General features: G+C 71.6%; 17 protein-coding genes, 4 tRNA genes and 1 other RNA gene. 8 read left to right on the top strand and 14 right to left on the bottom strand.

Features of this window, described 5'->3' with window-relative positions; translation table 11 throughout:
* Positions 1–162: 162 nt before the first annotated feature.
* Positions 163–2322, bottom strand: coding sequence for a TerD family protein (locus ACFY7E_RS08950; RefSeq protein ID WP_389482376.1), 2160 nt, complete (start codon positions 2320–2322; stop codon positions 163–165).
* 238 nt (positions 2323–2560) lie between these two features.
* Here ACFY7E_RS08950 and ACFY7E_RS08945 point away from each other — a divergent pair, with 238 nt between their 5' ends.
* The gene (locus ACFY7E_RS08945; protein ID WP_389482374.1) at positions 2561–3190 is read left to right on the top strand and encodes a MarC family protein; all 630 of its coding nucleotides are present in this window, start codon (positions 2561–2563) and stop codon (positions 3188–3190) included.
* A gap of 21 nt (positions 3191–3211) precedes the next feature.
* Here the strand turns inward: ACFY7E_RS08945 and ACFY7E_RS08940 are convergent, their stop codons facing one another.
* Entirely contained in the window at positions 3212–4189 is a 978-nt protein-coding gene (locus tag ACFY7E_RS08940; protein WP_389482372.1) for a DUF5937 family protein, read from the bottom strand.
* A 191-nt stretch (positions 4190–4380) separates the two neighbouring features.
* On the opposite strand from ACFY7E_RS08940, the gene ACFY7E_RS08935 reads away from it, so the two are divergent.
* Complete coding sequence (locus ACFY7E_RS08935; RefSeq protein WP_389482370.1) at positions 4381–5571, top strand: MFS transporter; 1191 nt, start codon at positions 4381–4383, stop codon at positions 5569–5571.
* Between the two features lie 4 nt (positions 5572–5575).
* Here the strand turns inward: ACFY7E_RS08935 and ACFY7E_RS08930 are convergent, their stop codons facing one another.
* The 5 genes from ACFY7E_RS08930 to ACFY7E_RS08910 all read right to left on the bottom strand — a co-directional run bounded on the left by ACFY7E_RS08930 (position 5576) and on the right by ACFY7E_RS08910 (position 9739).
* Positions 5576–5788, bottom strand: a complete 213-nt coding sequence (locus tag ACFY7E_RS08930) for a DUF4287 domain-containing protein (protein WP_389482368.1) — start codon at positions 5786–5788, stop codon at positions 5576–5578.
* 76 nt (positions 5789–5864) lie between these two features.
* Positions 5865–8096 carry an FtsX-like permease family protein gene (locus tag ACFY7E_RS08925; protein WP_389482365.1) on the bottom strand — a complete coding sequence of 744 codons (2232 nt, stop codon included), beginning with the start codon at positions 8094–8096 and terminating at the stop codon, positions 5865–5867.
* Between the two features lie 17 nt (positions 8097–8113).
* Positions 8114–8788 (bottom strand): ABC transporter ATP-binding protein, encoded by a 675-nt coding sequence (locus ACFY7E_RS08920; RefSeq protein ID WP_389482362.1) that lies wholly within the window; start codon positions 8786–8788, stop codon positions 8114–8116.
* A gap of 56 nt (positions 8789–8844) precedes the next feature.
* Positions 8845–9252, bottom strand: a complete 408-nt coding sequence (locus ACFY7E_RS08915) for a hypothetical protein (RefSeq protein ID WP_389482359.1) — start codon at positions 9250–9252, stop codon at positions 8845–8847.
* Between the two features lie 399 nt (positions 9253–9651).
* Positions 9652–9739 (bottom strand) — tRNA-Ser (locus tag ACFY7E_RS08910).
* Positions 9740–9857: 118 nt separating this feature from the next.
* On the opposite strand from ACFY7E_RS08910, the gene ffs reads away from it, so the two are divergent.
* The 6 genes from ffs to ACFY7E_RS08880 all read left to right on the top strand — a co-directional run bounded on the left by ffs (position 9858) and on the right by ACFY7E_RS08880 (position 18571).
* An RNA gene (gene ffs / locus ACFY7E_RS08905) (signal recognition particle sRNA small type) lies at positions 9858–9956 on the top strand.
* Positions 9957–10081: 125 nt separating this feature from the next.
* The gene (locus tag ACFY7E_RS08900; RefSeq protein ID WP_389482357.1) at positions 10082–12268 is read left to right on the top strand and encodes a DNA polymerase III subunit gamma and tau; all 2187 of its coding nucleotides are present in this window, start codon (positions 10082–10084) and stop codon (positions 12266–12268) included.
* Positions 12269–12329: 61 nt separating this feature from the next.
* Positions 12330–13580 (top strand): phosphoribosylamine--glycine ligase, encoded by a 1251-nt coding sequence (purD, locus tag ACFY7E_RS08895; protein ID WP_389482355.1) that lies wholly within the window; start codon positions 12330–12332, stop codon positions 13578–13580.
* Positions 13581–13839: 259 nt separating this feature from the next.
* Positions 13840–15888, top strand: a complete 2049-nt coding sequence (locus tag ACFY7E_RS08890; protein WP_389482353.1) for a hypothetical protein — start codon at positions 13840–13842, stop codon at positions 15886–15888.
* A 203-nt stretch (positions 15889–16091) separates the two neighbouring features.
* The gene (locus tag ACFY7E_RS08885) at positions 16092–17552 is read left to right on the top strand and encodes a N,N-dimethylformamidase beta subunit family domain-containing protein (protein ID WP_389482351.1); all 1461 of its coding nucleotides are present in this window, start codon (positions 16092–16094) and stop codon (positions 17550–17552) included.
* Between the two features lie 107 nt (positions 17553–17659).
* Positions 17660–18571: a phosphoribosylaminoimidazolesuccinocarboxamide synthase gene (locus ACFY7E_RS08880; protein WP_389482348.1), complete on the top strand. Its 912-nt coding sequence runs from the start codon at positions 17660–17662 to the stop codon at positions 18569–18571.
* A gap of 47 nt (positions 18572–18618) precedes the next feature.
* Here ACFY7E_RS08880 and ACFY7E_RS08875 read toward each other — a convergent pair.
* From ACFY7E_RS08875 to ACFY7E_RS08845, 7 genes are all read right to left on the bottom strand, one after another.
* A tRNA-Gly gene (locus ACFY7E_RS08875) sits at positions 18619–18694 on the bottom strand.
* Positions 18695–18716: 22 nt separating this feature from the next.
* Positions 18717–19325: a response regulator gene (locus tag ACFY7E_RS08870; RefSeq protein WP_389482345.1), complete on the bottom strand. Its 609-nt coding sequence runs from the start codon at positions 19323–19325 to the stop codon at positions 18717–18719.
* A complete protein-coding gene (locus ACFY7E_RS08865; RefSeq protein ID WP_389482343.1) occupies positions 19322–20836 on the bottom strand; it encodes a histidine kinase in 1515 nt (504 codons plus the stop codon). The genes ACFY7E_RS08870 and ACFY7E_RS08865 overlap by 4 nt, the downstream gene beginning before the upstream one ends.
* A 22-nt stretch (positions 20837–20858) precedes the next feature.
* Positions 20859–21662, bottom strand: a complete 804-nt coding sequence (locus ACFY7E_RS08860) for an ABC transporter permease (RefSeq protein WP_389482340.1) — start codon at positions 21660–21662, stop codon at positions 20859–20861.
* Positions 21659–22738 carry an ABC transporter ATP-binding protein gene (locus tag ACFY7E_RS08855; RefSeq protein ID WP_389482338.1) on the bottom strand — a complete coding sequence of 360 codons (1080 nt, stop codon included), beginning with the start codon at positions 22736–22738 and terminating at the stop codon, positions 21659–21661. The genes ACFY7E_RS08860 and ACFY7E_RS08855 overlap by 4 nt, the downstream gene beginning before the upstream one ends.
* A gap of 150 nt (positions 22739–22888) precedes the next feature.
* Positions 22889–22961, bottom strand: a tRNA-Gly gene (locus ACFY7E_RS08850).
* An 80-nt stretch (positions 22962–23041) separates the two neighbouring features.
* Positions 23042–23113, bottom strand: a tRNA-Gly gene (locus ACFY7E_RS08845).
* Positions 23114–23141: the final 28 nt, after the last annotated feature.

The following is a 23141-nucleotide window of genomic DNA, read 5'->3' as shown; positions in this document are numbered from 1 at the left end:
CCAGGGGGTAATTTACTCCCCGACCCGGGGCTCCGTCGTAGTCCAAGGATGACACCTGGAGCACCACACCGACGGCGGGCGGCCGACAGTCGGCGGCCGCGGTCGGCGGTCGGCGGGAGGATGTCGGCCGACGGGGGATCGCCGACCGTCGGCCTCCCGGGCTCAGCCGACGCCGACGGGCTCGGTCGTCTGCCGCGCCCGGGCGGGCCGACGCTGCTCGAACTGCCCCAGGTGGGCGACGACCGACCCGTAGAAACGGTCGACGGCGTCGTCGACGCTGCGGATGAACCCCGACTCCGCACCACCCCGGCCGCTGCCCATCCCCTTGAAGAGCGAAAGCCGGAAGCCGGTGATGGCGGCCCCGTCCCTCGGCAGCAGGTCACCGGGTTCCGGCCGCAGCCGCTCCAGCGTCCCGCGCGGACCGTTCCGCCCGTCGAGCAGGGTCTCCACGTGCAGATCGGCCGGGGCCTCCTCCAGGAGGCGCAGGAGGCGCTTCGCGACCGAGAGCGGATAGGCGCCGTCCGGGGCGGGGACGTCCATGGACGTGCGGATCTTCCCGGTGCGGAGGTCGGCCGTCACGGCCAGGATGCTCCGCGCGCCGTCGACCCGTACCTCCGCGGACAGTCTCCCCTCCTCGCAGAGCCGGTCGGCCAGCTCCGCACGGCGGGACCGCGGGTCGGTGCCGCGCCTGGCCCGCTGCACGGGCAGCGCCTTCTGGCCGAGCTCGCCGCCCAGCCGCAGGCAGACCTGACGGATCAGACGCTCCCAGCTCTCCACGACCTCCACGGCGCGGGAGTCGCCCTGGCACAGGGTCTCGGTGTCGATGCCGTTGCGCACGGGCACCCAGGCCGGCCCCATGTTCTGGAAGCCGTGGCAGCCGGAGTTCTCGTGCTGGAGGTAGTGGAGCAGCTCCTGGAGGAGCCAGGCGTGCGCCGCGTTCCCCACGCCCTCGTGCCGGATCAGCATCTGGGCCTGGTGGGCGACCTCGGCCCACGAGAGGTGCCACAGCGACACCTTGTGCTTGCGCCGCCCGTCCGTCTTGACCTCGACGAGGGGACTGCCCTCCAGGGCCACGTCGTTGGACAGGGTGATGACGGCCTCGTACCCGCGCCGCGCGGCGATGTCCATGTAGTTCTGGACCTGCTCGGTCTTCAGCGGGTTGCCGTTGGTCTTGGTCTCGACGAGCGCGGTCCAGAGCTTCCCGGCCCGTTCCGTACGGATGACGCCGTCCGGACGCTTCGGACTGTCCCCGTGGGGGAGCGACACCTCGGTGAAGGTCTGCATCCGGCCGGCGGGCGCCCCGAACCCCGCGGTGAGTCGTCGGCCGAACTCCGGGACCTCCGCCATCACGGAGAGCAGCACCGACGTGGCCCGCACCTCGCGCTCCCGGTCGCTCTTGTAGGAGGGCACGGGGAAGAGCCGGGCGGGCTTCCAGGAGTCGTTCTCCGCCAGCGACTTCTTCACGGCCTTCGGGAGCGTGACCTTCTTCTTGGCCGTACGCGTGCCACGCCGCCGCCCGGCGGGCCCGGCGGCCGGAGCGCCGCCCGGAACCGGCGCGGGAGCCGCGTGGACGACGGGGACCGAGTCCATGACCGGGGCCCGCGGCGCCGGAACGACAGCGGCACCGCCGTCCTTCTCCGTACCGCTGACGACCTCACCGCCCGCGGCGCCCCCGTCGGGTTTTCCGTGAGCTCCGTACTCTCCGGCGGCTCCGTGCTCTCCGTGCTCTCCGTGCTCTCCGAGCTTTCCGAGCTCTCCGTGGGCTCCCTGCTCGTCGTCCTCCTCGACGGTGATGCCGAAGTCGGTGGCGAGCCCGGCGAGCCCGGTCTCGTACCCCTGGCCGACGGCACGGAACTTCCACTCCTCGTTCCGCCGGTAGAGCTCGCCGAAGATGAAGGCCGTCTCGACCGTGGCGTCCGTGATGGAGAAGCCGAGCAACAGCTCACCCGACCGGTCCGTGACCGTCATGCGCAGGTCGTCCAGGTCGCCGAAGCGGGCACCGCCGTCCTGGCTCGCGGCCACCACGATCCGGACGACGTCCTCGGGGACCGCCGTGAGGTCCAGGCTGATCCGGTCCTCGCTGCCGTTCTCCGTCGGGACCTTGCCCAGGAGCTGCACGCTGCCGTCCTCGGCGGCGGGACGGTTGTAGAAGTAGAAGTCGGCGTCGCCACGGACCTTGCCGCCGCCGTCGAGGAGCAGCAGCGAGACGTCGGCGTCGCCGTCGCCCGCCGCGCTGCTCCAGCTCAGTCCGACGACGACCGTGCCGACGTCCTCGCTGAGGGCGGCCAGCCCGATGTTGGCTCCCTTGACCATCTCGTGCATGTGTCCCCCCGGACCCTCGTACTGTGATCTGCGCCTCACGGGAACCGTAACGTCCGCAACGGGAGATCGAGTGGGCAATGTGAAATTTTGACCAACGGGAGAGTGGGGGGCTGGGGCCCGTGGTTTCACGTGAAACCGGGACCGGAGGCGAGGAGCGAGGAGGGCCGTCGTTCCCGACACCACGCGGAAGCGCACCCCGAAAACGGGATAAATCACCTGCCCGCTTCATGATGCAGACGTGAACGCATTCACCTTCTCCGCCGCCTTCATCACCTTCTTCTCCGTCGTCGGCCCGCCGAAGGTGCTCCTCTCCTTCGCCGGCCTCGCCCAGGTCCACCCCGCCCGCCAGCTGCGGACCATCGCCCTCATCTCCTCGGCCGCGGCCGTCCTCGTGGGTCTCCTCGCCGGCATCACGTCCCCCTGGCTGCTCAACCTCTTCCACATCAGCACCCCCGCCCTCCAGCTCGCGGGCGGCCTCATCTTCTTCCTCTACGCCGTCGGCCTCGTCCTCGGTCTCCACCTCGGCTCCGACGGCGCCCACCAGGACGCCCCCGACCTGCTCAGCGGGGTGCGCGAGCTGCTCATGCCGTACGTCGTGAGCCCGCTCGCCCTGACGGCGGTACTCATCGAGGGGGCCGCCCGCGACACCTTCAGCTGGCGTTCGACGGTGGTCGGGGCGTACGTGGCGGTCATCGCCCTCGACCTGGTCTGTGTCCTGCTCCTCACCCGGGTCCTGCTTCACACCCACCACGCCACGATCGAGCTCCTCGGTCGCCTCCTGGGCCTCCTGCTCGCCGCCGTCGGTGTCGACCTGGTTCTCGACGGCCTCTCCGACCTGGGAGTACCGGGCCTGGACGCCCGGCACTAGGTGCTGCCCCTCCCGCCTCCCCTAAGGGTTGAGGAGCTGATCGGCGACCGAGGTGCGCGCGTAGAGGACGGAGCGTCCGCTGCGGTGGGCGGTGACGAGACCGGCGTTCCGCAGGGCGATGAGGTGCTGCGAGACGCCGGCGGCGGAGAGCCCGGAGTGCGTGGCGAGCTGGGTGGTGGAGGCCGGGGTGTCGAGCGCGGCGAGGAGCAGGGTCCGGGAACGCCCGAGGACGGCGGCGACGGCGTCCGTGGCGGCGGTGGTACGGGGCTCCCACACGCCACCGAAGCCCCGGGCCGGATAGGCGAGTTGGGGAGGGTCGGGGTGGACGGACCGGGTGAGCACCCGGGGCCAGACGAAGACGGAGGGGACGAGCAGCAGCCCGGACCCCGCCTGGTCGCGGGTGAGCGCGCAGTGGCGTCGTACGAGACGCAGGGTGCCGTCGTCCCACCGCACGGTCTTGTGGAGCTCGCCCAGGACCCGGGCCGAACCGTGCTCGGCGACCTGCCGGGCCCGGTGGAAGACGTCTGCCTCCAGGACCTTCTGGATGCGGGCCCAGTAGGGAGCGAGGGCGAGTTCCCAGTAGGTCTCGATCTCGTCGGCGACCTTCGGCAGGACGGCCTCGGGATCGTCGTGCAGGGACTGGAGCCGCCCGGTGTCGCCCCCCTCCACGGCCAGCTTCCGCAGGTCCTCGCGCACCTGCCCGGCGGGGGTGCGGCGGATGGCGTCGAGCTCGGCGGCGAGGGTGGGGAAGGGGCCGGCGGGGGTGGGGTTGAGGAAGTCCGCGAGGTACCCGTCGGCGGGTACGAGCCCGGCGAGCCGCCCGCGGTCGAGCCCGGCGCGCACGATCCGGGGCCGCACCTGGGCGGCCCAGCGCTGGTGCGGGGCGGAGTCGGACCGGCGGGCGAGGACCCGGAAGCTGGTGACGACCTCCCAGAGGGGAGAGACGGCGAAGCGGGTCTGGGCGAGGTCGGCGGCGGAGAAGCTGAGCTCGTACTCCATGCGCGAGTACCCCCGAAGTAAGAAAGCGACGAAGTGGCGAAGTGGCGAAGTGAGGAAGCGATGGAGCGATGGAGCGATGGAGCGATGGAGCGATCAAGGATGAAGCAATGAGGTGACGACCGAACGGCGAATGGATTCGCTCTCACCTTAATCATTGGAGGCCGGGGGCGTGGAGGAAGCAACCTCCCCCCATGCCCACCACCTTTCGCGATCTCCCGCCCGTCGTCTGGACCCTGTTCGCCGGCACGATCGTCAACCGCCTCGGCTACCTCGTCACCCCGTTCCTGGTGTTCTTCCTCGCCTCGCGGGGAGTGACCGGCTCCGACACCTCGTACGTCCTCGGCGCCCTGGGCGCGGGCCACCTCCTCGGCCCCGCCGTCGGGGGCGTCCTCGCCGACCGCATCGGCCGCCGCCCCACCATGCTCATCGGTCTGATCGGCGCGGCGGCGGCGCAGGGGGCGCTGTTCCTCGCGCCCGGCGTCTGGACGATGGCGGCGGCCGCGCTGCTGATCAGCGCGGCGGGCAGCACCGTCTCACCGGCCGCGTACGCGCTGCTGGCGGACGCGGTCGACAGCGGACGGCGCCGGCGCGCGTACGCCCTCTTCGGCTGGGGCGTGAACATCGGAACGGCGGCCGCGGGAGTCCTGGGCGGCTACCTCGCGGCCCACGGCTACTGGCTGCTCTTCGTGGTGGACGCGGGCTCGATGCTCCTGTACGCGCTGGTGGTGACGGTCCGCCTGAAGGAGCCGAAGCGCCCGAGCGGGTCCGGACAGGAGAAGGAGGAGCTCGGCTACGGAGTGGTCCTCCGGGACCGCCTGGCCCTCCTCGTCCTCCCCCTGTTCGGGATCCAGCTCTTCGTGTACTCGCTCACCGAGGTGGCCCTGCCGCTCGCGATCCACGACAGCGGCTTCTCCCCGGCGGTGTACGGGGCGATGGCGGCGGTCAACGCGGTCCTGGTGGTGGCCCTCCAGCCGTTCGTGACGGCATGGCTGGCGGGGCTGCCGCAGTTGGCGGTACAGAGCGCGGGCAGCGCGCTGATCGCGGCGGGCGTGGCGCTCACCGGCCTCGCGGACGGGGTCGTCGGCTACACGGTGTCGGTCGTGGTCTGGTCGCTCGGTGAGGTGGTGGTGGCCGGCATCGCCGCGAGCGTCGTCGCCAACCTGGCGCCGGCGCACGCCCGCGGCCGCTACCAGGGGGCCTTCGGCTGGACGTGGGGCACGGCCCGCTTCGCGGCCCTGACCCTGGGCGTCACCGTCTACACGTCCCTGGGCCCGGCGGTGCTGTGGTGGACGGCCCTGGCGGCGGGCACGGCCGCGGCGGCGGCGACCCTGGCCCTGAGGGCGAGGATCGAACGCCGCACGGTCCACACGCTGGCGGCCTGAGGCCCTACTCCTCGCCGGCCGCCCGGACATGGGCCACGAGCGCGTTCGCGTGCCCGTGGCCGAGGCCGTGCTCGGCCTTCAGCCAGGAGACCAGCTCCATGTGCCTGGTGAGCGGCGAGGACCGCACGATCTCCAGCCACTCGCCGATCGGCCGCCCGTACTTCTTCTCGATGGAGGGGAAGTAGCTGGCGGGACCCTTGACGACGTTCTCGGCCACGATGATCTCCTGTGGTGGGGCGGGCGGTCGCGGGTAGGACCCCCACCCCACCGAAAACTCATCGCTCCGACCGCGGTCAGTCCCGCCGGATGTGCTCGGGATCGATGTGCCGCCGCACCATGGGGACGGAGGCGAGCGCGGCCGCGAGCACCACGCCCAGCGCACAGAGGACCAGCAGGGGCAGCCCTTCCCAGTTCCAGTGCACCGCCCCGCCCCCGGTGATCAGATAACTGGACTCGGCGAGCCACCCGGCCACGATCGCCGCCCCCAGCCCCACCACCAACGGCAACACCACCTGCACCACCTGCACCACCCGCAACGTCCCGGCCCGAGCCCCCAACAACGCGAGCGCGGTCACCTGCCCCCGCCGCTCCATGGCCCGATCGGCCACGGACACGACGAACGCGGCCACCCCGATCACCAACCCCAGCACCATCCCGACGACGAGCAGACTCCGGATCACAGTCAACTGAGCAAGTGAGTCGATCACGATGCCGACGGGCTCCACGGAGGCGGTGGGGGCGATGGCGCCGATGCCGTCGAGGACGGAGCGGACGGTGGTGGGGTCGGCGTCGCTCAAGAGGGTGAGGACACCGTCCGTGTCTGCCAGGTCGGAGGGAAGAAGGGAAGGGGGCACCAGCAGAGCGCCCGATTCGAAGACGGAGAGGTCCCAGGAACGCACGTCGATTCGCTCACGGGGCACAGTGAACGTGACCTTCTGACCGTTCTTCAGGGCAAAGGGGTATTGCTTCCCAGCTTTCGGGTCGTATTCGTACGTTGTGCGGTCATCACGCAACTGCATGATCCGACCGTCCACACAACCTGTGGCTTGCTCTGTGTACTTGGCAAGCTGTGCGCAGGTGCCTACCACCAGATCGGAGTGCTCCACATCGCTCCCATCCAATGGATCCCAGGACTGGTACGAGATGGTTGACGACTGGACACCAGGGAGTTCGATCATTGCCTTTCTCTGCGCTGAGGAGATCTCACTCAGGCGAATGCCGTACTCCTGAACGGGGGCATCCCGCCGACTGATCTGATCCAGTTCGACAAGTACTCCCTGCGTGAGTGAAGCTCCGAAGACGAGCAGTACGAGCCCAGTGACGACTCGCAACGACGATCCCGGATCTACCTCCGTCCGCCGCATCGCCAACGAAACCGGCAGTGACTCGACCACCCCAGCAAATTTCTGTGCCAGCCACGCCGTGATGGGCGCCAGTCCGAAGACAAGCCCGGCCCCGGTTGCCAAAACGGCGCCAGGCACTAGCACGGAACTGTTCGGGCCGGCTGAAGGATCTCGCCCCATCAAACTGAGCACGCAGTAACCGCCGATAACCCCGAGTCCAGGAATCAGTAGTAAAGACCCGTACTTTTTCGGTGGCTTTCTTTCGCCAGTTCTGCGCACATTGATCGGTGACACTGCAGCCTGTCGCGCGCTGAACTGTCCCACGATCCATGCAAGCGCTGGACAGCCCACCAAACATACGGCTACGGTCAACCCCTCGGGTCTTCCATCCACGGGGTACCAATGCAATCCCGGCAATCCGATTATGGCCATTACCTCGTTGAGTCCGACGTATGCAACGAGCCCGACCACCGCCCCGACAAGAGCAGCAACCACATTCTCTCCGGCGTTCACCCGCAATGTGTCTTTCGCGCTGAGCCCGACAAGCCGGAGGGCCGCAAGCCGACGTGCGCGAGATTCGCCGGAGAGTCGTGCGCAGACGGAAAGAAAGATGACCAGGGGCAGTAACACGATGCACCCGAGGACGAACCGCAGAATGTCGAGAGTCGAAGGTTCGACTACTGGTTGCCGTGTTCGCCCCGTGCCAAAACCGCCGAGCGTCTCTGCGTCAGGCAGGTCGGCTGGGGTGGCGCCGATATAGGCGTACAGGTCATCAGATCCACCCAGGCCCTCTGGTGCGATAAATCCGATTACCCGGCCAGGGACGAGTCCAGCCACCCTGGGATTGACCGTCAAGGTTTCGTGCAACTTGGGTGAAACGATCACTTCGCCAGGCCCGGGAAGGTTGTCGATACCTGGCGGCACGGGTGTTGCGCCGGGGCCGGTGTGAGCAACGAAGATTCGGTGGAGTCGTTGTTGGCCATATGGGTCCCGCAACTCGCGGTAGATGACGTTGCTCGTACCCGGGCGTGGCTCTCGGGCGGCAGCGCGAGCGTCATGAGCGGCAAGGATTGTCGGGATGGTCAGTACAGCGGCGAGACAAGCCACCCCGAGAGCCGATCCGAGCGACATCAAAAGAAAACGGATCCGCCCTCTGCGCCCGCTGCCCCACAGCAGACGCATCCCAAGGAGGAACGGATTCACACCGCCACCCGCTGAGCCAGAACACCGTCCGTCATCGTGTACTGCGTATCGGCCTTCGCCGCGACGTCCGCGTCATGAGTGACGATGACCACCGCGGTCTTCTGCCTCCGTGCAAGCTGAAGGAATTCATCCAGCACAGCAGCCGCGTTGGCACTGTCGAGCGCTCCGGTCGGCTCGTCCGCGAACACCACGTCCGGCCGATGGACCAGAGCCCGGGCGACCGCCACGCGCTGGCTCTGCCCGCCCGACAGCTTCGAAGTCCTGCGCCGTGCCAGCTCGCTCATACCGAGGCGCTTCAGCACCTGGCCGGCCATGGCGTGGGCATGGTCCTTGCTGATCCCGGCGAGCCGAAGAGGAAGCGCAGCGTTCTCCTCGACGGTCAGCTCCGGCAGTAACTCCCCGTACTGGAAGACGAAGCCCAGCCGTGTGCGCCGCAGGGCGCTGAGTTCCCCGTCGGGGAGGCAGGACAGCCGCTCCCCGTCGAAGGTCACCGAGCCGTTGGTGGGCGGCAGAACCCCGGCGAGGCAGTACAGCAGGGACGACTTGCCCGATCCGCTGCTGCCCATGATGGCGGCCACTTCGCCGCGCTTGAGCGTGAAATCGACACCGATGACAGCCTGCTGGGTGCCGTAAGAGAGGTCGACGCCTTCGGCGCGGAGGATGATATCCATCTGATGTACTTTCTGAAGATAGGGAGCCGCTTTTCGGCGGCTCCCTGAACGGTTGATCAGCGCCGTGCGAACAGGCGCTCGGTCGAGCAGCGGTCTGGTCGGAAGGAGCCGCGGTCCAGGCACACCTGCAGCCGAACTTCCTTGGTCTTCAGAACCGCGCCGTCGTAAAAGACCTTGTCGACCCTGACGCTCTTCTTCTGGACACCCTTGAGGCGGCCCCATGAATAACCCTCTACCTTGGATCGAAGGTAGACGTTATGGCCGTCGTTGGGGGCTTCGTCCCGCAGCGCTCCCTTTACGTGAAGCCCACTCGGAGTCTTACTTGTGGGTTGCCACTGGTACGTGCCGACGAGTGCAGCTCCCGGCGTCCTCAGGACCAGCTTGGCCTCCGAAGAGGCCATCGCAGCCCCCATCCCCCCAAAGAACAGCCCTGCGGTTACTACCGCTGCAGCCAACTTCCTCATTGATAACCTCTGTTGGGTCGCGCTCCGATTGGTCGTCACTGAACGTATCTGTGCCGCTACGTATCGGCTGTCGCAGGAACGTCCCTCCCTGCTCACAACCCTCTGATCCAGTGAACGAAACGCTTCTGGCTGCCCTACCCCGCAGGGGTGATCGATGGGGTGTCTGCAAGGAGGGGAAGTGGGCCAGTCTTCAATCGCCCCTTGCGTGTGCTCCGCTGCCGCCGTCAACCGGACGCCTCCGCCGCAGCCCGCATACTCGTCAACCGAGAGAACGAGATCGGTCTCGCGGAACGCCCTGCCCGGTGCGGCTGGGACCACCGGGTGCGGCAAAAGCCCGAGAACGTCGAAGGGCCCCACCGCGAACGGTGGGGCCCTTCGACATCGTGCCCGGTGAGGCACTGGCGGAGGATACGAGATTCGAACTCGTGAGGGGTTGCCCCCAACACGCTTTCCAAGCGTGCGCCCTAGGCCTCTAGGCGAATCCTCCGCCGGGAACATTACATGACCGAGGGGGGTGCTCGCGAACTCGATCCCGGGCGGGGTCGGCGGGGTGTTCCGGGTGGGAGGTGTGGGGTCCCGGTGCCCTCGGCATCGGGTAGTCTGGGCGGAGCCCCTCACGCGGCGCTATCTGACTGAACTCCCCCAGGGCCGGAAGGCAGCAAGGGTAGGTCGGCTCTGGCGGGTGCGTGGGGGGCGCTTGCGTTCCCGGGCGCGGCGACTGGTGGCCGACCGCCGGAGCGACCCTCCCCCGGGAGGCCCGGTCCCGTCCCGTACGCCGGCCCCCTCCGTTTTTCCCGGGTTGTCGGTGCGCGCCTATAACCTCGTACACGTGTCGTCTCTCGCGCTCTACCGCCGCTATCGCCCCGAGTCCTTCGCCGAGGTCATCGGTCAGGAGCATGTCACCGACCCGCTGCAGCAGGCCCTGCGGAACAACCGGGTCAATCACGCGTACCTGTTCAGCGGACCCCGTGGCTGCGGCAAGACGACCAGCGCGCGCATCCTCGCCCGCTGCCTGAACTGTGAGCAGGGCCCCACCCCCACCCCCTGCGGGGAGTGCCAGTCCTGTCTGGACCTCGCGCGGAACGGGCCCGGGTCGATCGACGTCATCGAGATCGACGCCGCCTCCCACGGTGGCGTGGACGACGCCCGTGACCTGCGGGAGAAGGCCTTCTTCGGGCCCGCCTCCAGCCGCTACAAGATCTACATCATCGACGAGGCCCACATGGTCACCTCGGCGGGCTTCAACGCCCTCCTGAAGGTGGTCGAGGAGCCCCCGGAGCACCTGAAGTTCATCTTCGCCACCACCGAGCCCGAGAAGGTCATCGGGACCATCCGGTCGCGGACCCACCACTACCCCTTCCGGCTCGTGCCGCCCGGCACCCTCCGGGACTACCTCGGCGAGGTCTGCGGACGCGAGGGCATCCCCGTCGAGGACGGCGTCCTGCCCCTCGTCGTCCGCTCCGGCGCCGGCTCCGTGCGCGACTCCATGTCCGTCATGGACCAGCTCCTGGCCGGTGCCGCCGAGGCCGGCGTGACCTACGCCATGGCGACCTCCCTCCTCGGGTACACCGACGGTTCGCTGCTCGACTCCGTCGTCGACGCCTTCGCCGCCGGCGACGGCGCCGCCGCCTTCGAGGTCGTCGACCGCGTCATCGAGGGCGGCAACGATCCCCGCCGCTTCGTCGCCGACCTCCTGGAGCGGCTCCGCGACCTGGTGATCCTCGCCGCCGTGCCGGACGCCGCCGAGAAGGGGCTCATCGACGCCCCGGTCGACGTGGTCGAGCGCATGCAGGCGCAGGCGTCCGTCTTCGGGGCCGCCGAACTCAGCCGGGCCGCCGACCTCGTGAACGCCGGCCTCACCGAGATGCGGGGCGCCACCTCGCCCCGGCTCCAGCTGGAGCTGATCTGCGCGCGCGTCCTGCTGCCCGCCGCCTTCGACGACGAGCGCTCCCTCCAGGCGCGCCTGGACCGGCTGGAGCGCGGTGTCACGACCGCCGCCGCGTCCGCGCCCGCACCCGTGCCCGTCTTCACCCCCGGGCCTCCCGCGTCCGCCATGGGGTACGTCCCCGGGCCCGACGCCCACACCCCCATGGCCCCGCCCCCGCCCGTACAGCAGCCCCGCCAGCCCCAACAGGCTCAGCAGCCCCAGTCCGCTCCCGTACAGCCCGTACAGTCGCAGTCGCAGCCGCAGCCGCAGCCGCAGTCCCCGGCGTCCGCCGGGTCCCGGCCCGGTGCGTGGCCCGGAGCAGCCGCGTCCGGTGGCGGCAGCGCCCCCGGCGCCTGGCCCGGCGCCTCCGCGCCCGCCCCCGCGCACACCCCGCAGGCCCCATCGGCCCCGCAGGCCCCCGCGCCCGCCTCAGCCGCCCCCGCTCCCTCCGGCGGCGACATCGCCCAGGTGCGGAACCTCTGGCCGCAGATCCTCGACGCCGTCAAGAACCGGCGCCGCTTCACCTGGATCCTGCTCAGTCAGAACGCGCAGGTGGCCGGGTTCGACGGCACCACCCTCCAGCTCGGCTTCCTCAACGCCGGCGCCCGCGACAACTTCGCGAGCAGCGGCAGCGAGGACGTCCTGAAGCAGGCCCTCGCCGAGCAGTTCAACGTCCACTGGAAGATCGAGGCGATCATCGATCCCTCGGGCGGCGCCGCCCCGCCGCCCGCCGCCGCCAACTTCGGCGGCCGCCCGGTGCCCCCGGCCCCCGCCCCGGCCGCCTCCTTCCAACAGGCCCCGCCGTCCCCGTCGCACACACAGCCCGCACAGCCCGCGCAGTACGCGCAACACGCACCGCAGACGCACCACGTACCGTCCGGGCAGACGGCCCCCGCACAGGCGCAGCCCGCGCCCGCGAAGGCGCCGTCCGCACCCGCGTACTCCCCGCCCGCGCCGCAGCCCGTGGCGCCGGAGGACGACGTTCCCGAGGAGGACGACCCCGACCTCGTCGACTCGGCCCTCTCCGGGCACGACCTGATCGTGCGCGAGCTCGGCGCCACGGTTGTGGAGGAATACACGAACGAGTAGGGCCGTCTCGCTCGGTGGCCCGTACGAAGGGCATTCCGTCGCGCGGGCTACCCTGGCTTGCGTGAAGGTCCTCGTCATCGGCGGCGGCGCCCGCGAACACGCCCTGTGCCGCTCTCTCTCCCTCGATCCCGACGTCACCGCTCTGCACTGCGCGCCCGGCAACGCCGGAATCGCGGAGGTCGCCGAGCTGCACGCCGTCGACCAGCTGGACGGCGACGCCGTCGCGCGCCTCGCCACCGGACTGGGCGCCGAACTCGTCGTCGTCGGCCCGGAGGCCCCGCTCGTCGCCGGTGTCGCCGACGCCGTCCGCGCGGCCGGCATCCCCGTCTTCGGCCCCTCGCGGGAGGCGGCGGAGCTGGAGGGTTCCAAGGCCTTCGCCAAGGACGTCATGGCCGGCGCCGGCGTGCCCACCGCCCGCAGCTACGTCTGCACCACCCCCGAGGAGATCGACGAGGCGCTCGACGCCTTCGGCGCCCCGTACGTGGTGAAGGACGACGGCCTCGCCGCCGGCAAGGGCGTCGTCGTCACCGACGACCTCGACCAAGCCCGGACGCACGCGCTCGCGTGCGACCGCGTGGTCATCGAGGAGTACCTGGACGGCCCCGAGGTCTCCCTCTTCGCGATCACCGACGGCACCACCGTCCTGCCGCTCCAGCCCGCGCAGGACTTCAAGCGCGCGCTCGACGGCGACGAGGGCCCCAACACCGGTGGCATGGGCGCCTACTCCCCGCTGCCCTGGGCCGACCCGAAGCTGGTCGACGAGGTCCTGGAGACCGTCCTCCAGCCGACCGTCGACGAGCTGCGCCGCCGCGGCACCCCCTTCTCCGGCCTGCTGTACGCCGGTCTGGCGATCACGAGCCGCGGCGTCCGGGTCATCGAGTTCAACGCCCGCTTCGGCGACCCCGAGACCCAGGTCGTCCTGGCCCGGCTCGCGACCCCGCTCGCCGGCGTCCTGCTGAACGCCGCCGACGGCACCCTCGTCGACCAGCCCCCGCTCCGCTGGCGGGACGACGCCGCCGTCACCGTGGTCGTCGCCTCCCACAACTACCCGGACACCCCGCGCACCGGCGACCCGATCACGGGCCTGGAGGAGATCGCGGAGCGGGACGCCCCGCACGCGTACGTGCTCCACGCCGGTACGAAGCGGGACGGCGACGCCGTGGTGAGCGCGGGCGGCCGCGTCCTCTCGGTCACCGCCACCGGAACGGACCTGGCGCAGGCCCGCGAACGCGCCTACGCGGCGGTCGGCCGCATCCGGCTCGACGGCTCCCAGCACCGTACGGACATCGCGCGCAAGGCCGCCGAGGCCTGATTCCCGCATGACCGCTTCGTGCGGTCGCGCGGCCGTGCGGTGGACCGTACGGCCGCGCGGGCGCCATCACCTTTGCCCAAAGCCATTCCATCGAGTGACGGATGCGCCATCCGGATGACGCCCGCCACCACCCCAACTAGGGTGCGGCGCAGGCGTTCCGGCACTTGGCCCACCGGCATTGCGGTGTCAGTGTCGGGTGCCACAGTGGGGGAGTGACCAACACCGCCACAGGCAGTCCCGACCAGGGCAGGAGGGGATGATGAGCGGCGCGTCCGGCACCGGTTCCGCCGTCGGCGAGGAGTGGGGTGCGCGCGCCGCGCGCTCCCGGGCCCTCGCCGTCCTCCGCGTCCGCGGCAGGGCGCTGGGCCTCGCGGTGCTCCCCGCCGCGTTGGCCGTCGTGCTGTACGCGGGCGAGGTCACCGGCCACTTCTCGGGTACGGGATGGGGCACGGCCCGCTGGATCGTGACCGTCCTCGCGGTCGTCGTCCTCCTCGCGGCCACGGCCGTCGCCCTCGTCGTCGCCCGGGCCCGCCCGGCCGCCACGCCGACGGTGGAGCTGGCCGAGACCGCCGCCCCCGACCTGTACCGGCTCGTGCGGGACCTGGCCGACCGGCTCGGCGTCCCGGCGCCCGCCGCGATAGCCCTGACCCCGGACTGCGACAGCTGGCTGGAGGACCGCACCCACCGCTCCCACCGCTCCTCCGGAGCCGGAGCCGGGACCGGGACCGGCGGCGACGGCGCTCCCGTCCTGGTCATAGGCTCGCCCTTCCTCTGGTGGATGCGCGTCGGCGAACTCCGGGCGGTCCTCGCGCCCGTGGTCGCCGGCACGGGACCGGCCGCCCACCCGGACATAGCCGCCGCCCGCCGCTTCGTCCGGGGTCTGGACGCCGCGATCGCCGTGCCCCGGGACTCCGGCCTCGACCCGGTCCGCCGCCTCGGCGCCCACGGCGTCGGGCAGGTCGCCCGCGTCCTGCTGCGCGCCTGTCGCGGGCACGCGGCCGAGATGGAGCGCGGGGTCGCCGCAGCGGGCTCGGAACGCGCCCAGGAGGTCGACTACGGCGTACGGATCGTGGCGCAGGAGCAGGTCGGCCTGGCCTACGCGGGCTGGGACCGCCTCCTGACCCGGGTCGCGCTGCCCGCCTGGCGGATGGGCCGCTGGCCCGCCAAGCTCGACGCGGGCGTGGTCTCCGCCCTGACCGAGCTGTCCCGCCGCGACCGGCTCGCGGACGGCTTCTCCTCCCGCCTCGGCGAGCGCCCGGCCTGCGACCTCCTGGAGGAGCCGGGCGCGGTCGACGAGGCCGCCTCGCTGCTCGCCGCCCGCCTCTTCCACGGCGGCCCGGCCGCACCCGGCCCCGACTGGTCGCCGGTGGAGTGGAGCCAGTACCCGGAAGAGGTCGTGGACCGGAAGTGGCGCACGGACGCGGCCCGCCTCCACCGGGTCCTCGACGGCATCGACGCGGCCGCCGCCACCCCCGGCACCCCGCCCCCGGCCGACGGCCCGACCCTGACCCGCGTGATCGACCGCCTGACGACGCCACCGTTCCCCGGAGCGGGCACGCCGACCCCCGGAGCGGGCGTCGAATCGGACGCCGGGGCCGGTACGCACAGCGAAACCGAAGCCAGTACGTACACCGAGGCCAGTACGTACACCGAGGCCGAAGCCGGTACGTACACCGGCGCCGACACCGGCATTCGTACGGCCGACAACCCCGCCACCGGAAGTCCTGAAGGCCCAGAAGGCCCCGCCCCCGGCACCTCCGCCCCCGTCGGCTTCAGCGAACCCGGCGATGTCGAAGACCCCGATGGCCCCGACGGCCCCGACGACCTCCACGCCCCCCATGCCGACCTCGACGACGACCTCCCGGTCAACCCCGCCGCCGACGCGCTGGCGGGGGCGCTCAGCGCCCTGCTCGCCCGTGAGGAGGCCGCGCGGGAGGCCCGGGTCGCCGCGGAGAGCGCCCGGGGGCGGACGGCGGTCGACCCCGCGGCGGACCCGGCCGCCGCGTACGGGGGCGTCAGCGGCCCCGACGGCCCCCTGCCGCTCTTCCCGCTCCAGCCGCCCCGCAGCGGCCGCGACCTGCTCGCCGACCACGTCACCGCGATGGTCTGCTGCGCGGCCGTGGACACCGCCGAGGCGGCCCCCGGGCTCGACTGGCTCGACGGCCCCGCCCTGCTCCTCGGCGGCGAGCGGGCGACGGACCTCGGTCCCCGCGTCCTCTCCCTCGTCGAGGACGGCGACCCCGAGCCCCTGCGGGACTGGCTCGCACGCACCGGCGTACGCCCCGAGAAGCCCGTACGGCTCGTCTGACCCACCGCCGGAACGCGCCCCGGACGCGGGTCTCCGGCATAAACCAGCGGCACATGCGGAAGCTCGTCTTCCACTCTCGTCGATTCACGACGAACGGTGACGGAGTGCGTGCGTTATGTGATGTGCTGGAGGCCATCACTGACAGAAGTACGAATCCACGGGTACTGACCGGCCGACCGGGGGAGTCGAGGGAGGGGCGCAGTATGGGGGCGGATCAGATCAGGCGGTGGGAGTCGGGTGCGCTCGCGCACGCCGTCTCCGACCCCTTCGGCCAGGGCCCGCTGCCCTGGCTGCGCGGCTCGGACAACTACTTCGACGACACCGGCCAGATGGTGCCCTGGTACGCGGACGAGGTCCTGGCCCGGGGCGGCAGCGGCGGCCCCCGCACGGCCGACGACGTCCGGCGCCAGATCAAGGGCTTCGCGTCCGGCGGCGCCGTCGCGCCGGGCGAGTCGATCGACTTCCACGTCACCGTGGACCCGCCGCAGCAGTTCTCGGTCGACGTCTACCGGATCGGCCACTACGGCGGTCACGGCGCCGCGAAGATCACCACCAGCCCGCGCCTCTCCGGGATCGTCCAGCCTCCCCCGCTCATCGTCGACCGCACGGTCTCCTGTCACCACTGGTGGCAGTCCTGGCGGCTCCAGGTCCCCAGCTACTGGTCGATCGGCGCGTACGTCGCCGTCCTCACCACCGCCGACGGGCACCGCTCCCACATCCCCTTCACGGTCCGCGACGACCACCCGGCGGACCTGCTCCTGGTCCTGCCGGACGTGACCTGGCAGGCGTACAACCTCTACCCGGAGGACGGGCGCACCGGCGCCAGCCTCTACCACGCCTGGGACGAGAACGGCCGGCTGCTCGGCGAGGAGGACGCGGCCGTCACGGTCTCCTTCGACCGCCCCTACGCGGGCGCGGGGCTGCCGCTGCACGTCGGGCACGCCTACGACTTCATCCGCTGGGCCGAGCGCTACGGCTACGACCTGGCGTACGCCGAGACCCGCGACCTGCACGCGGGCCGCGTCGACCCGGGCCGCTACCGGGGCCTGATCTTCCCCGGCCACGACGAGTACTGGTCGGCGCCGATGCGCCGGGCCGCCGAACGCGCCCGCGACCTGGGCACCTCGCTCGTCTTCCTCTCGGCCAACACCATGTACTGGCAGGTGGAGCTGGGCCCCTCGGCCTCCGGCGTGCCCGACCGGCTCCTCACCTGCCGCAAGCGCCGGGGACCCGGACGGCCCGCGCTCTGGCGCGAGGTCGACCGGCCCGAGCAGCAGCTCCTCGGCGTCCAGTACGCGGGCCGGGTGCCCGAACCGCACCCGCTGGTCGTGCGGAACGCCGAGCACTGGCTCTGGGAGGCCACCGGCGCCGGCGACGGCGACGAGATCCCGGGCCTGGTCGCGGGCGAGGCCGACCGGTACTTCCCGCGCACCGCGCTCCCCGATCACGAGAGCCGCATCCTGCTCGCCCACTCGCCCTACCGGGACGGCGACGGGGCGCTGCGCCACCAGGAGACCTCGCTCTACCGGGCCCCGTCCGGCGCCTGGGTCTTCGCCTCCGGCACCTTCGCCTGGTCACCCGGCCTCGACCGGCCGGGCCACGTGGACTCCCGGATCCAGCGCGCCACCGCGAACCTCCTCGACCGCATCTGCAAGAGGGACTGACCGGGTGCGCGTGGCCGGCCGGCTCCGTACGGAGAGGCCGCCCGCCGGTGATCCACGCCCGTGCGAGAGAATCGGAGAGCTCCTGGATCAACCTACGCGGAGGAACCGTGTCCGGATTCGTAGAAAAGCCCGAGCCCGTCCAGGTCCCGGGCCTCACCCATCTCCACACGGGCAAGGTGCGCGACCTGTACCGGAACGAGGCCGGTGACCTCGTGATGGTGGCGAGCGACCGCATGTCCGCGTACGACTGGGTCCTGCCCACGGAGATCCCCGACAAGGGCCGGGTCCTCACCCGGCTCTCCCTGTGGTGGTTCGACCGGCTCTCCGACCTGGTCCCGCACCACGTCCTCTCCACCGAGCTGCCGGCCGGCGCCCCCGCCGACTGGGCGGGCCGCACCCTGGTCTGCAAGTCGCTGAACATGGTCCCGGTCGAGTGCGTCGCCCGCGGCTACCTCACCGGCTCCGGCCTCCTGGAGTACGACGAGTCCCGCACGGTCTGCGGCCTCGCGCTCCCCGAGGGCCTGAGCGACGGCTCCGAGCTGCCCGCCCCGATCTTCACCCCGGCCACCAAGGCCGCCGTGGGCGACCACGACGAGAACGTGTCGTACGAGGAGGTCGCCCGCCAGGTCGGCGCCGAGACGGCCGCGCTGCTGCGCCAGACGACTCTCGCCGTCTACTCCCGGGCCCGGGACATCGCCCGCGAGCGCGGGATCATCCTGGCCGACACCAAGTTCGAGTTCGGCTTCGAGAGCACTCCGGACGGCGACCGGCTCGTCCTCGCGGACGAGGTCCTCACCCCGGACTCCTCGCGTTTCTGGCCGGCCGACCAGTGGCAGCCGGGCCGCGCCCAGCCCTCGTACGACAAGCAATTCGTGCGGGACTGGCTGACCTCCCCGGCCTCCGGCTGGGACCGCAGGAGCGAGCAGCCGCCGCCGGTGCTCCCGCAGGAGGTCGTGGACGCGACCCGCGCCAAGTACATCGAGGCGTACGAGCTCCTCACCGGCACCGCCTGGAGCTAGCGGAGGAACGAGAAAGCCCCCGGTCGGATCGACCGGGGGCTTCTTCATGGAGCGGACGACGAGATTCGAACTCGCGACCCTCACCTTGGCAAGGTGATGCTCTACCAACTGAGCCACGTCCGCATGCGCCGTAGCGCGGAGCCCACTATACCCAACCTTTCGCCCGCGCGAGGCGCACCGCCGTGTGACGGTTCTCGGCACCGACCTTCGCGGCGGCCGAGGAGAGGTAGTTGCGGACGGTCCCGGGGGAGAGCGAGGCGCGCCGGGCGATCTCCGCGACGGGGGCTCCGTCGGCGGCGAGTTCGAGCACCTCGGCCTCCCGCGCGGTCAGCGGAGAGTCCCCGGACGCTATGGCGTCGGCCGCCAACTCCGGATCCACGTAACGGTTTCCGGCGTGCACGGTACGGATGAGCTCGGCGAGCCGCTGGGCGCTGACGGTCTTCGGGGCGAAGCCGCGGACGCCCGCCGCCAGGGCCCGTTTCAGGTGCCCGGGGCGCCCGTGGCTCGTCACGATCATGGCGCGGCAGTCGGGGAGTTCGTCCCGCAGGGCGGTGGCGACCATCACACCGTCCATGCCCGGCATCTGGAGATCGAGTACGGCGACGTCGGGCCGGTGGGCGCGGGCCATGGCGAGCGCCTCGGGTCCGGTCGCGGCCTCGGCGACGACCACGAGGTCGTCCTCCAGGGCGAGCAGGGCGGCGAGCGCCCCCCGGATCAGGTGCTCGTCGTCGGCGAGCAGTACGCGTACGGTCACGCGACCGTCTCCTCCTTCTCGTGCCTCTCTCGGCCCTTGCGGCTTTCGTGGTCCTCGTGGGTCTCGCGTGCCCCGCGCGGCTCATGCGGCTGGTGCCGCGGTCGGTGCGTCCCGTACGCCTCGCCCTCGTCGCGCGCCCCGTCAGGCCGGTACGCCTCGGACGTCTCGTACCCCTCGTACCCCTCGTGTCCTTCTCGCACCTCGTGCTTCCGGTGTACGAGGCGTGCCGGGGCCGCGCCCGTCCGCGCGGATCCGCTCCGTCCCGTGCGGGGCAGCGGGACGCGGGCGGTCACGCGGAACGAGTACGGTGCCGACGGGCCCGCGTCCAGGGTGCCGTCCACCGCGCCGAGCCGTTCCCGAAGGCCGGCGAGTCCGGACCCGGCCCCGCGTCCGCCGCGCCCCGCCGTGCCGACCGCCGCCGGTCCCTCCGGATCTCCGGCCACCCCGTCGTTCTCGACGGTGAGCAGCACCGCCCCCGGCTCGGCCCGGAGCACGATCGCGCACCGGCGCGCGTCCCCGTGGCGCAGGACGTTCGTCGTGGTCTCCCGGACCACCCAGCCCAGGGCCGACTGGACCTCGGAGGGCAGGTCGAGCGCCGGGGCGTCCACGGCGCAGGCGATCCCGGCGGCCCCGAGCACCCCGCGCGCCCCCTCCAGCTCGACCCGCAGGTCGGCCTCGCGGTAGCCGCGCACGACCTCGCGCACCTCCCGCTGCGACTCCTGGGCGATCCGCTGCACCTCGACCATCTGGTCCACGGCCTCCGGGCGCCCGCGCCGGGAGAGCTGCACCGCGAGTTCGCTCTTGAGCGCGATCACCGACAGGTTCCGCCCCATGACGTCGTGCAGGTCCCGTCCGAAGCGGAGCCGTTCCTCGGCGACGGCCAGCCGGGCCTTGAGGTCCCGGGAGCGCTCCAGCTCCTGCACGATCCGGAGCAGCCAGGAGGAGAAGCCGCTGGTCGCGGAGATGAAGACGCCGCCGACGAGTATGCCGACCGCGGAACCGGCCGCCATGGCCGACCCGTTGCCGGCCGCCGCCATCGGGGCGCCGGTGGCGAAGGCGGTGCCGAGCACCGCGTACGCCATGTGCCGGACCGGGCCGAGGCAGAGGACGAGCGCGCAGAGCGTGAAGATGGAGGTTCCCGCTATGACGCTCACGTTCACTCCCGGGTCGGGCAGCACTCCGCCCGCCCACAGGAGGTTCAGGAAGAGGTCGGCGCAGAAGGTGGTGCCGACCACCGCGGCCGCGAGCCGGACCGGTCGCTCCCGCTTCCCGGTCGTGTGGTCCAGGGCGCGGGAGGCGAGGAAGGCGCAGAGCAGGGAGTGGACCCCGACCCACAGGAGCAGTCCGACGGCGGCCTCCGTGGAGAGAGGGCTGTGTTCGCCGCGGCTGAGCGGGCTGCCACCGAGCACGAACAGCTCGATCGGCACGAAGAGGTGGAAGGTCCACCGTGTGTACAGCTCGACCTTGCCGGCACTGCTGCGCCGGGACCACCATCCCGTCAGTCTGGACATCAGGACTCCCCCTCCCAAAGATCTAGCGCCGCGGTTCCCAGCGGAACCACCGGCGGACCGCCCACCCCGTCAGGACGCCCCAGGCCACTGTATTGAGCCCGGCGCCCAGCAGGCTCTCCGCGTGCGCGGTGCCGAGCCAGCCGGCCCGTACGAACTCCATCACGCCGCTGAGCGGCAGTAGTTGGCAGAGGTCGGCGGCGAGCGGGGGCAGGGCGTCGTGGGGCACGAAGAGACCCGAGCCGAAGCAGGAGACGAGGAAGAGCGGCAGGGTCGTCAGTCCGGCGCTCTCGACGGACCGGGTGATCACGGTGGTGAGCGCGGCGAGCCCGGCGAGCAGGGTGATCGCGGCGACGACACCGAGCAGCAGCAGCTCGGGACGGGCGGGGGAGGGCACGTCGAGGACGGTGACTCCACCGATCGTGAGCACGGCGCACTGCGCGAGCGTGATGGCGGTGGCGGGCAGGGCGCAGCCGGTGAGTATCTCCGCGTCGCTCGCCTCGCCGGTCCGCAGCCGCTTGAGGACGAGCTCCTCGCGGCGGGCGACGAGCGCGGAGACGAGGCTCATGTAGGCGACGAGGAGCAGGACCATGCCGGTGCCGCCGATGAGGGTGGCCGCTCCGGCTCCCATCGGCAGGGCTTCCTTGTCGAGCTGGGTGAGCGAGGAGCGCAGCAGGAAGACCATCAGCAGCGGCATGAGCAGTGCGATGAAGAGGTTGTTCCGGTTGCGCAGGAGGAGGGTCAGCTCGGCCCGGCCGAGGGCGGTGAGCCGGCCGCGGACGGTGGAGACGGGTCCGGGGGCGCCGGGCGTGGTCGTGGCGGTGCTCATCGGGCGTCGGCCTCCTGCCGGTCGGTAGGGATCGCGGTGCCGTGGGGAGGGACGCCCTGCGACAGGTCGCCCCGGAGCGGCTCGCCCCCGGACAGTTCACTCCCGGACAGTTCACTCCCGGACAGTTCACTCCCGAGCAGGTCGCCCCGGGACGAGCCGTTGTGCGAGGCGATGTCGAGGAACGCCTCTTCGAGGGAGGCGGATCGGGCGTCGAGTCCGTCGAGCCGTATGCCGCCGTCCCCGGCCCAGGCGAGGAGCACGGCGAGGTCCTCCTGGAGGTCGCGGGTGCGGATCTCCACGCGGCCGCCGGTCTCCGCGGCCCGCAGCCGCAGCGGAAGGTGTGCGGCCAGCACGCCCTCGGGAAGGGTGAAGCGGATCCGGGCGGGGCGGGCGGCGGTGACCTCGGCCGGCGTGCCGGAGAGCACGATCTCGCCCCGGTGCATGATCGCGAGGCGGTCGGCGAGGGCTTCGACCTCCTCCAGGTAGTGCGTGGTGAGGAGCACGGTGGTGCCGCCGTCCCGCAGCCGCCGGACGAGGTCCCAGGTGTCGCGGCGGCCCTCGGCGTCGAGGCCGGTGGTGGGCTCGTCGAGGAAGAGCACCTCGGGACGGCCGAGCAGCGCGAGCGCCAGGTCGAGCCTGCGCCGCTCGCCGCCGGAGAGCTGCTTGATCCGGACGCGCTCGCGCCCGGCGAGGCCGGTGGCGGCGAGCGCCTCTCCGACGGGCCGGGCGCCACTGGTGCAGCCCGCCCACATCCGTACGGTCTCGGCCACGCTGAGGTCGGAGGGGAAGCCGCCCTCCTGGAGCATGATGCCGATCCGGGGGCGGACGGCGGACCGCTCGCGGTACGGATCGTGGCCGAGGACGCGGGCGGTGCCGGCGCTGGGTGCGGCGAGTCCCTCCAGGAGTTCGACGGTGGAGGTCTTGCCGGCGCCGTTGGTCCCGAGGAGGGCGAAGATCTCGCCCCGGGGGACGGCGAAGGAGATTCCGCGCACGGCCTCGAAGCCGCCGCCGGTCCCCCGGCCGGATCCCTCGGCGTACGTACGGCGCAGGTCGGTCGCCTCGATCGCAGGTGTCATGCGTCCAGACTCCCGGCGTCCCCCGTCCGTCGGCAGTGCGCGCTGTCACGACCCCTGCTGACAAATGTCATGAGGAGGCGGAACCACGGGGGGGAAGAGGGAAACACGACGAAGGCCCCGGTTCCTGAGAACCTGGGCCTTCGTACTCCGAGCGGACGACGAGATTCGAACTCGCGACCCTCACCTTGGCAAGGTGATGCTCTACCAACTGAGCCACGTCCGCATTGCTCCCGACCGGCTTTCACCGGGCGGTGCGAGCACCACTGTACCTGATCCACAAGAGTGACCGGTAATGCGATGCAGAGCGGGTGACAGGAATTGCACACTGCGCCTTCCCCCTGGAAGGGGGCTGTTCTGCTACTGAACTACACCCGCACGCTGCTCGGGTCGGTGCCTTTCGGCC

This window comes from Streptomyces sp. NPDC012825, assembly GCF_042900925.1.
In the GTDB taxonomy this organism is placed as follows: Bacteria; Actinomycetota; Actinomycetes; order Streptomycetales; family Streptomycetaceae; genus Streptomyces.
The sequence above is the reverse complement of the archived record's forward strand: the minus strand, read 5'-3'. Positions and strand labels throughout refer to the sequence as shown.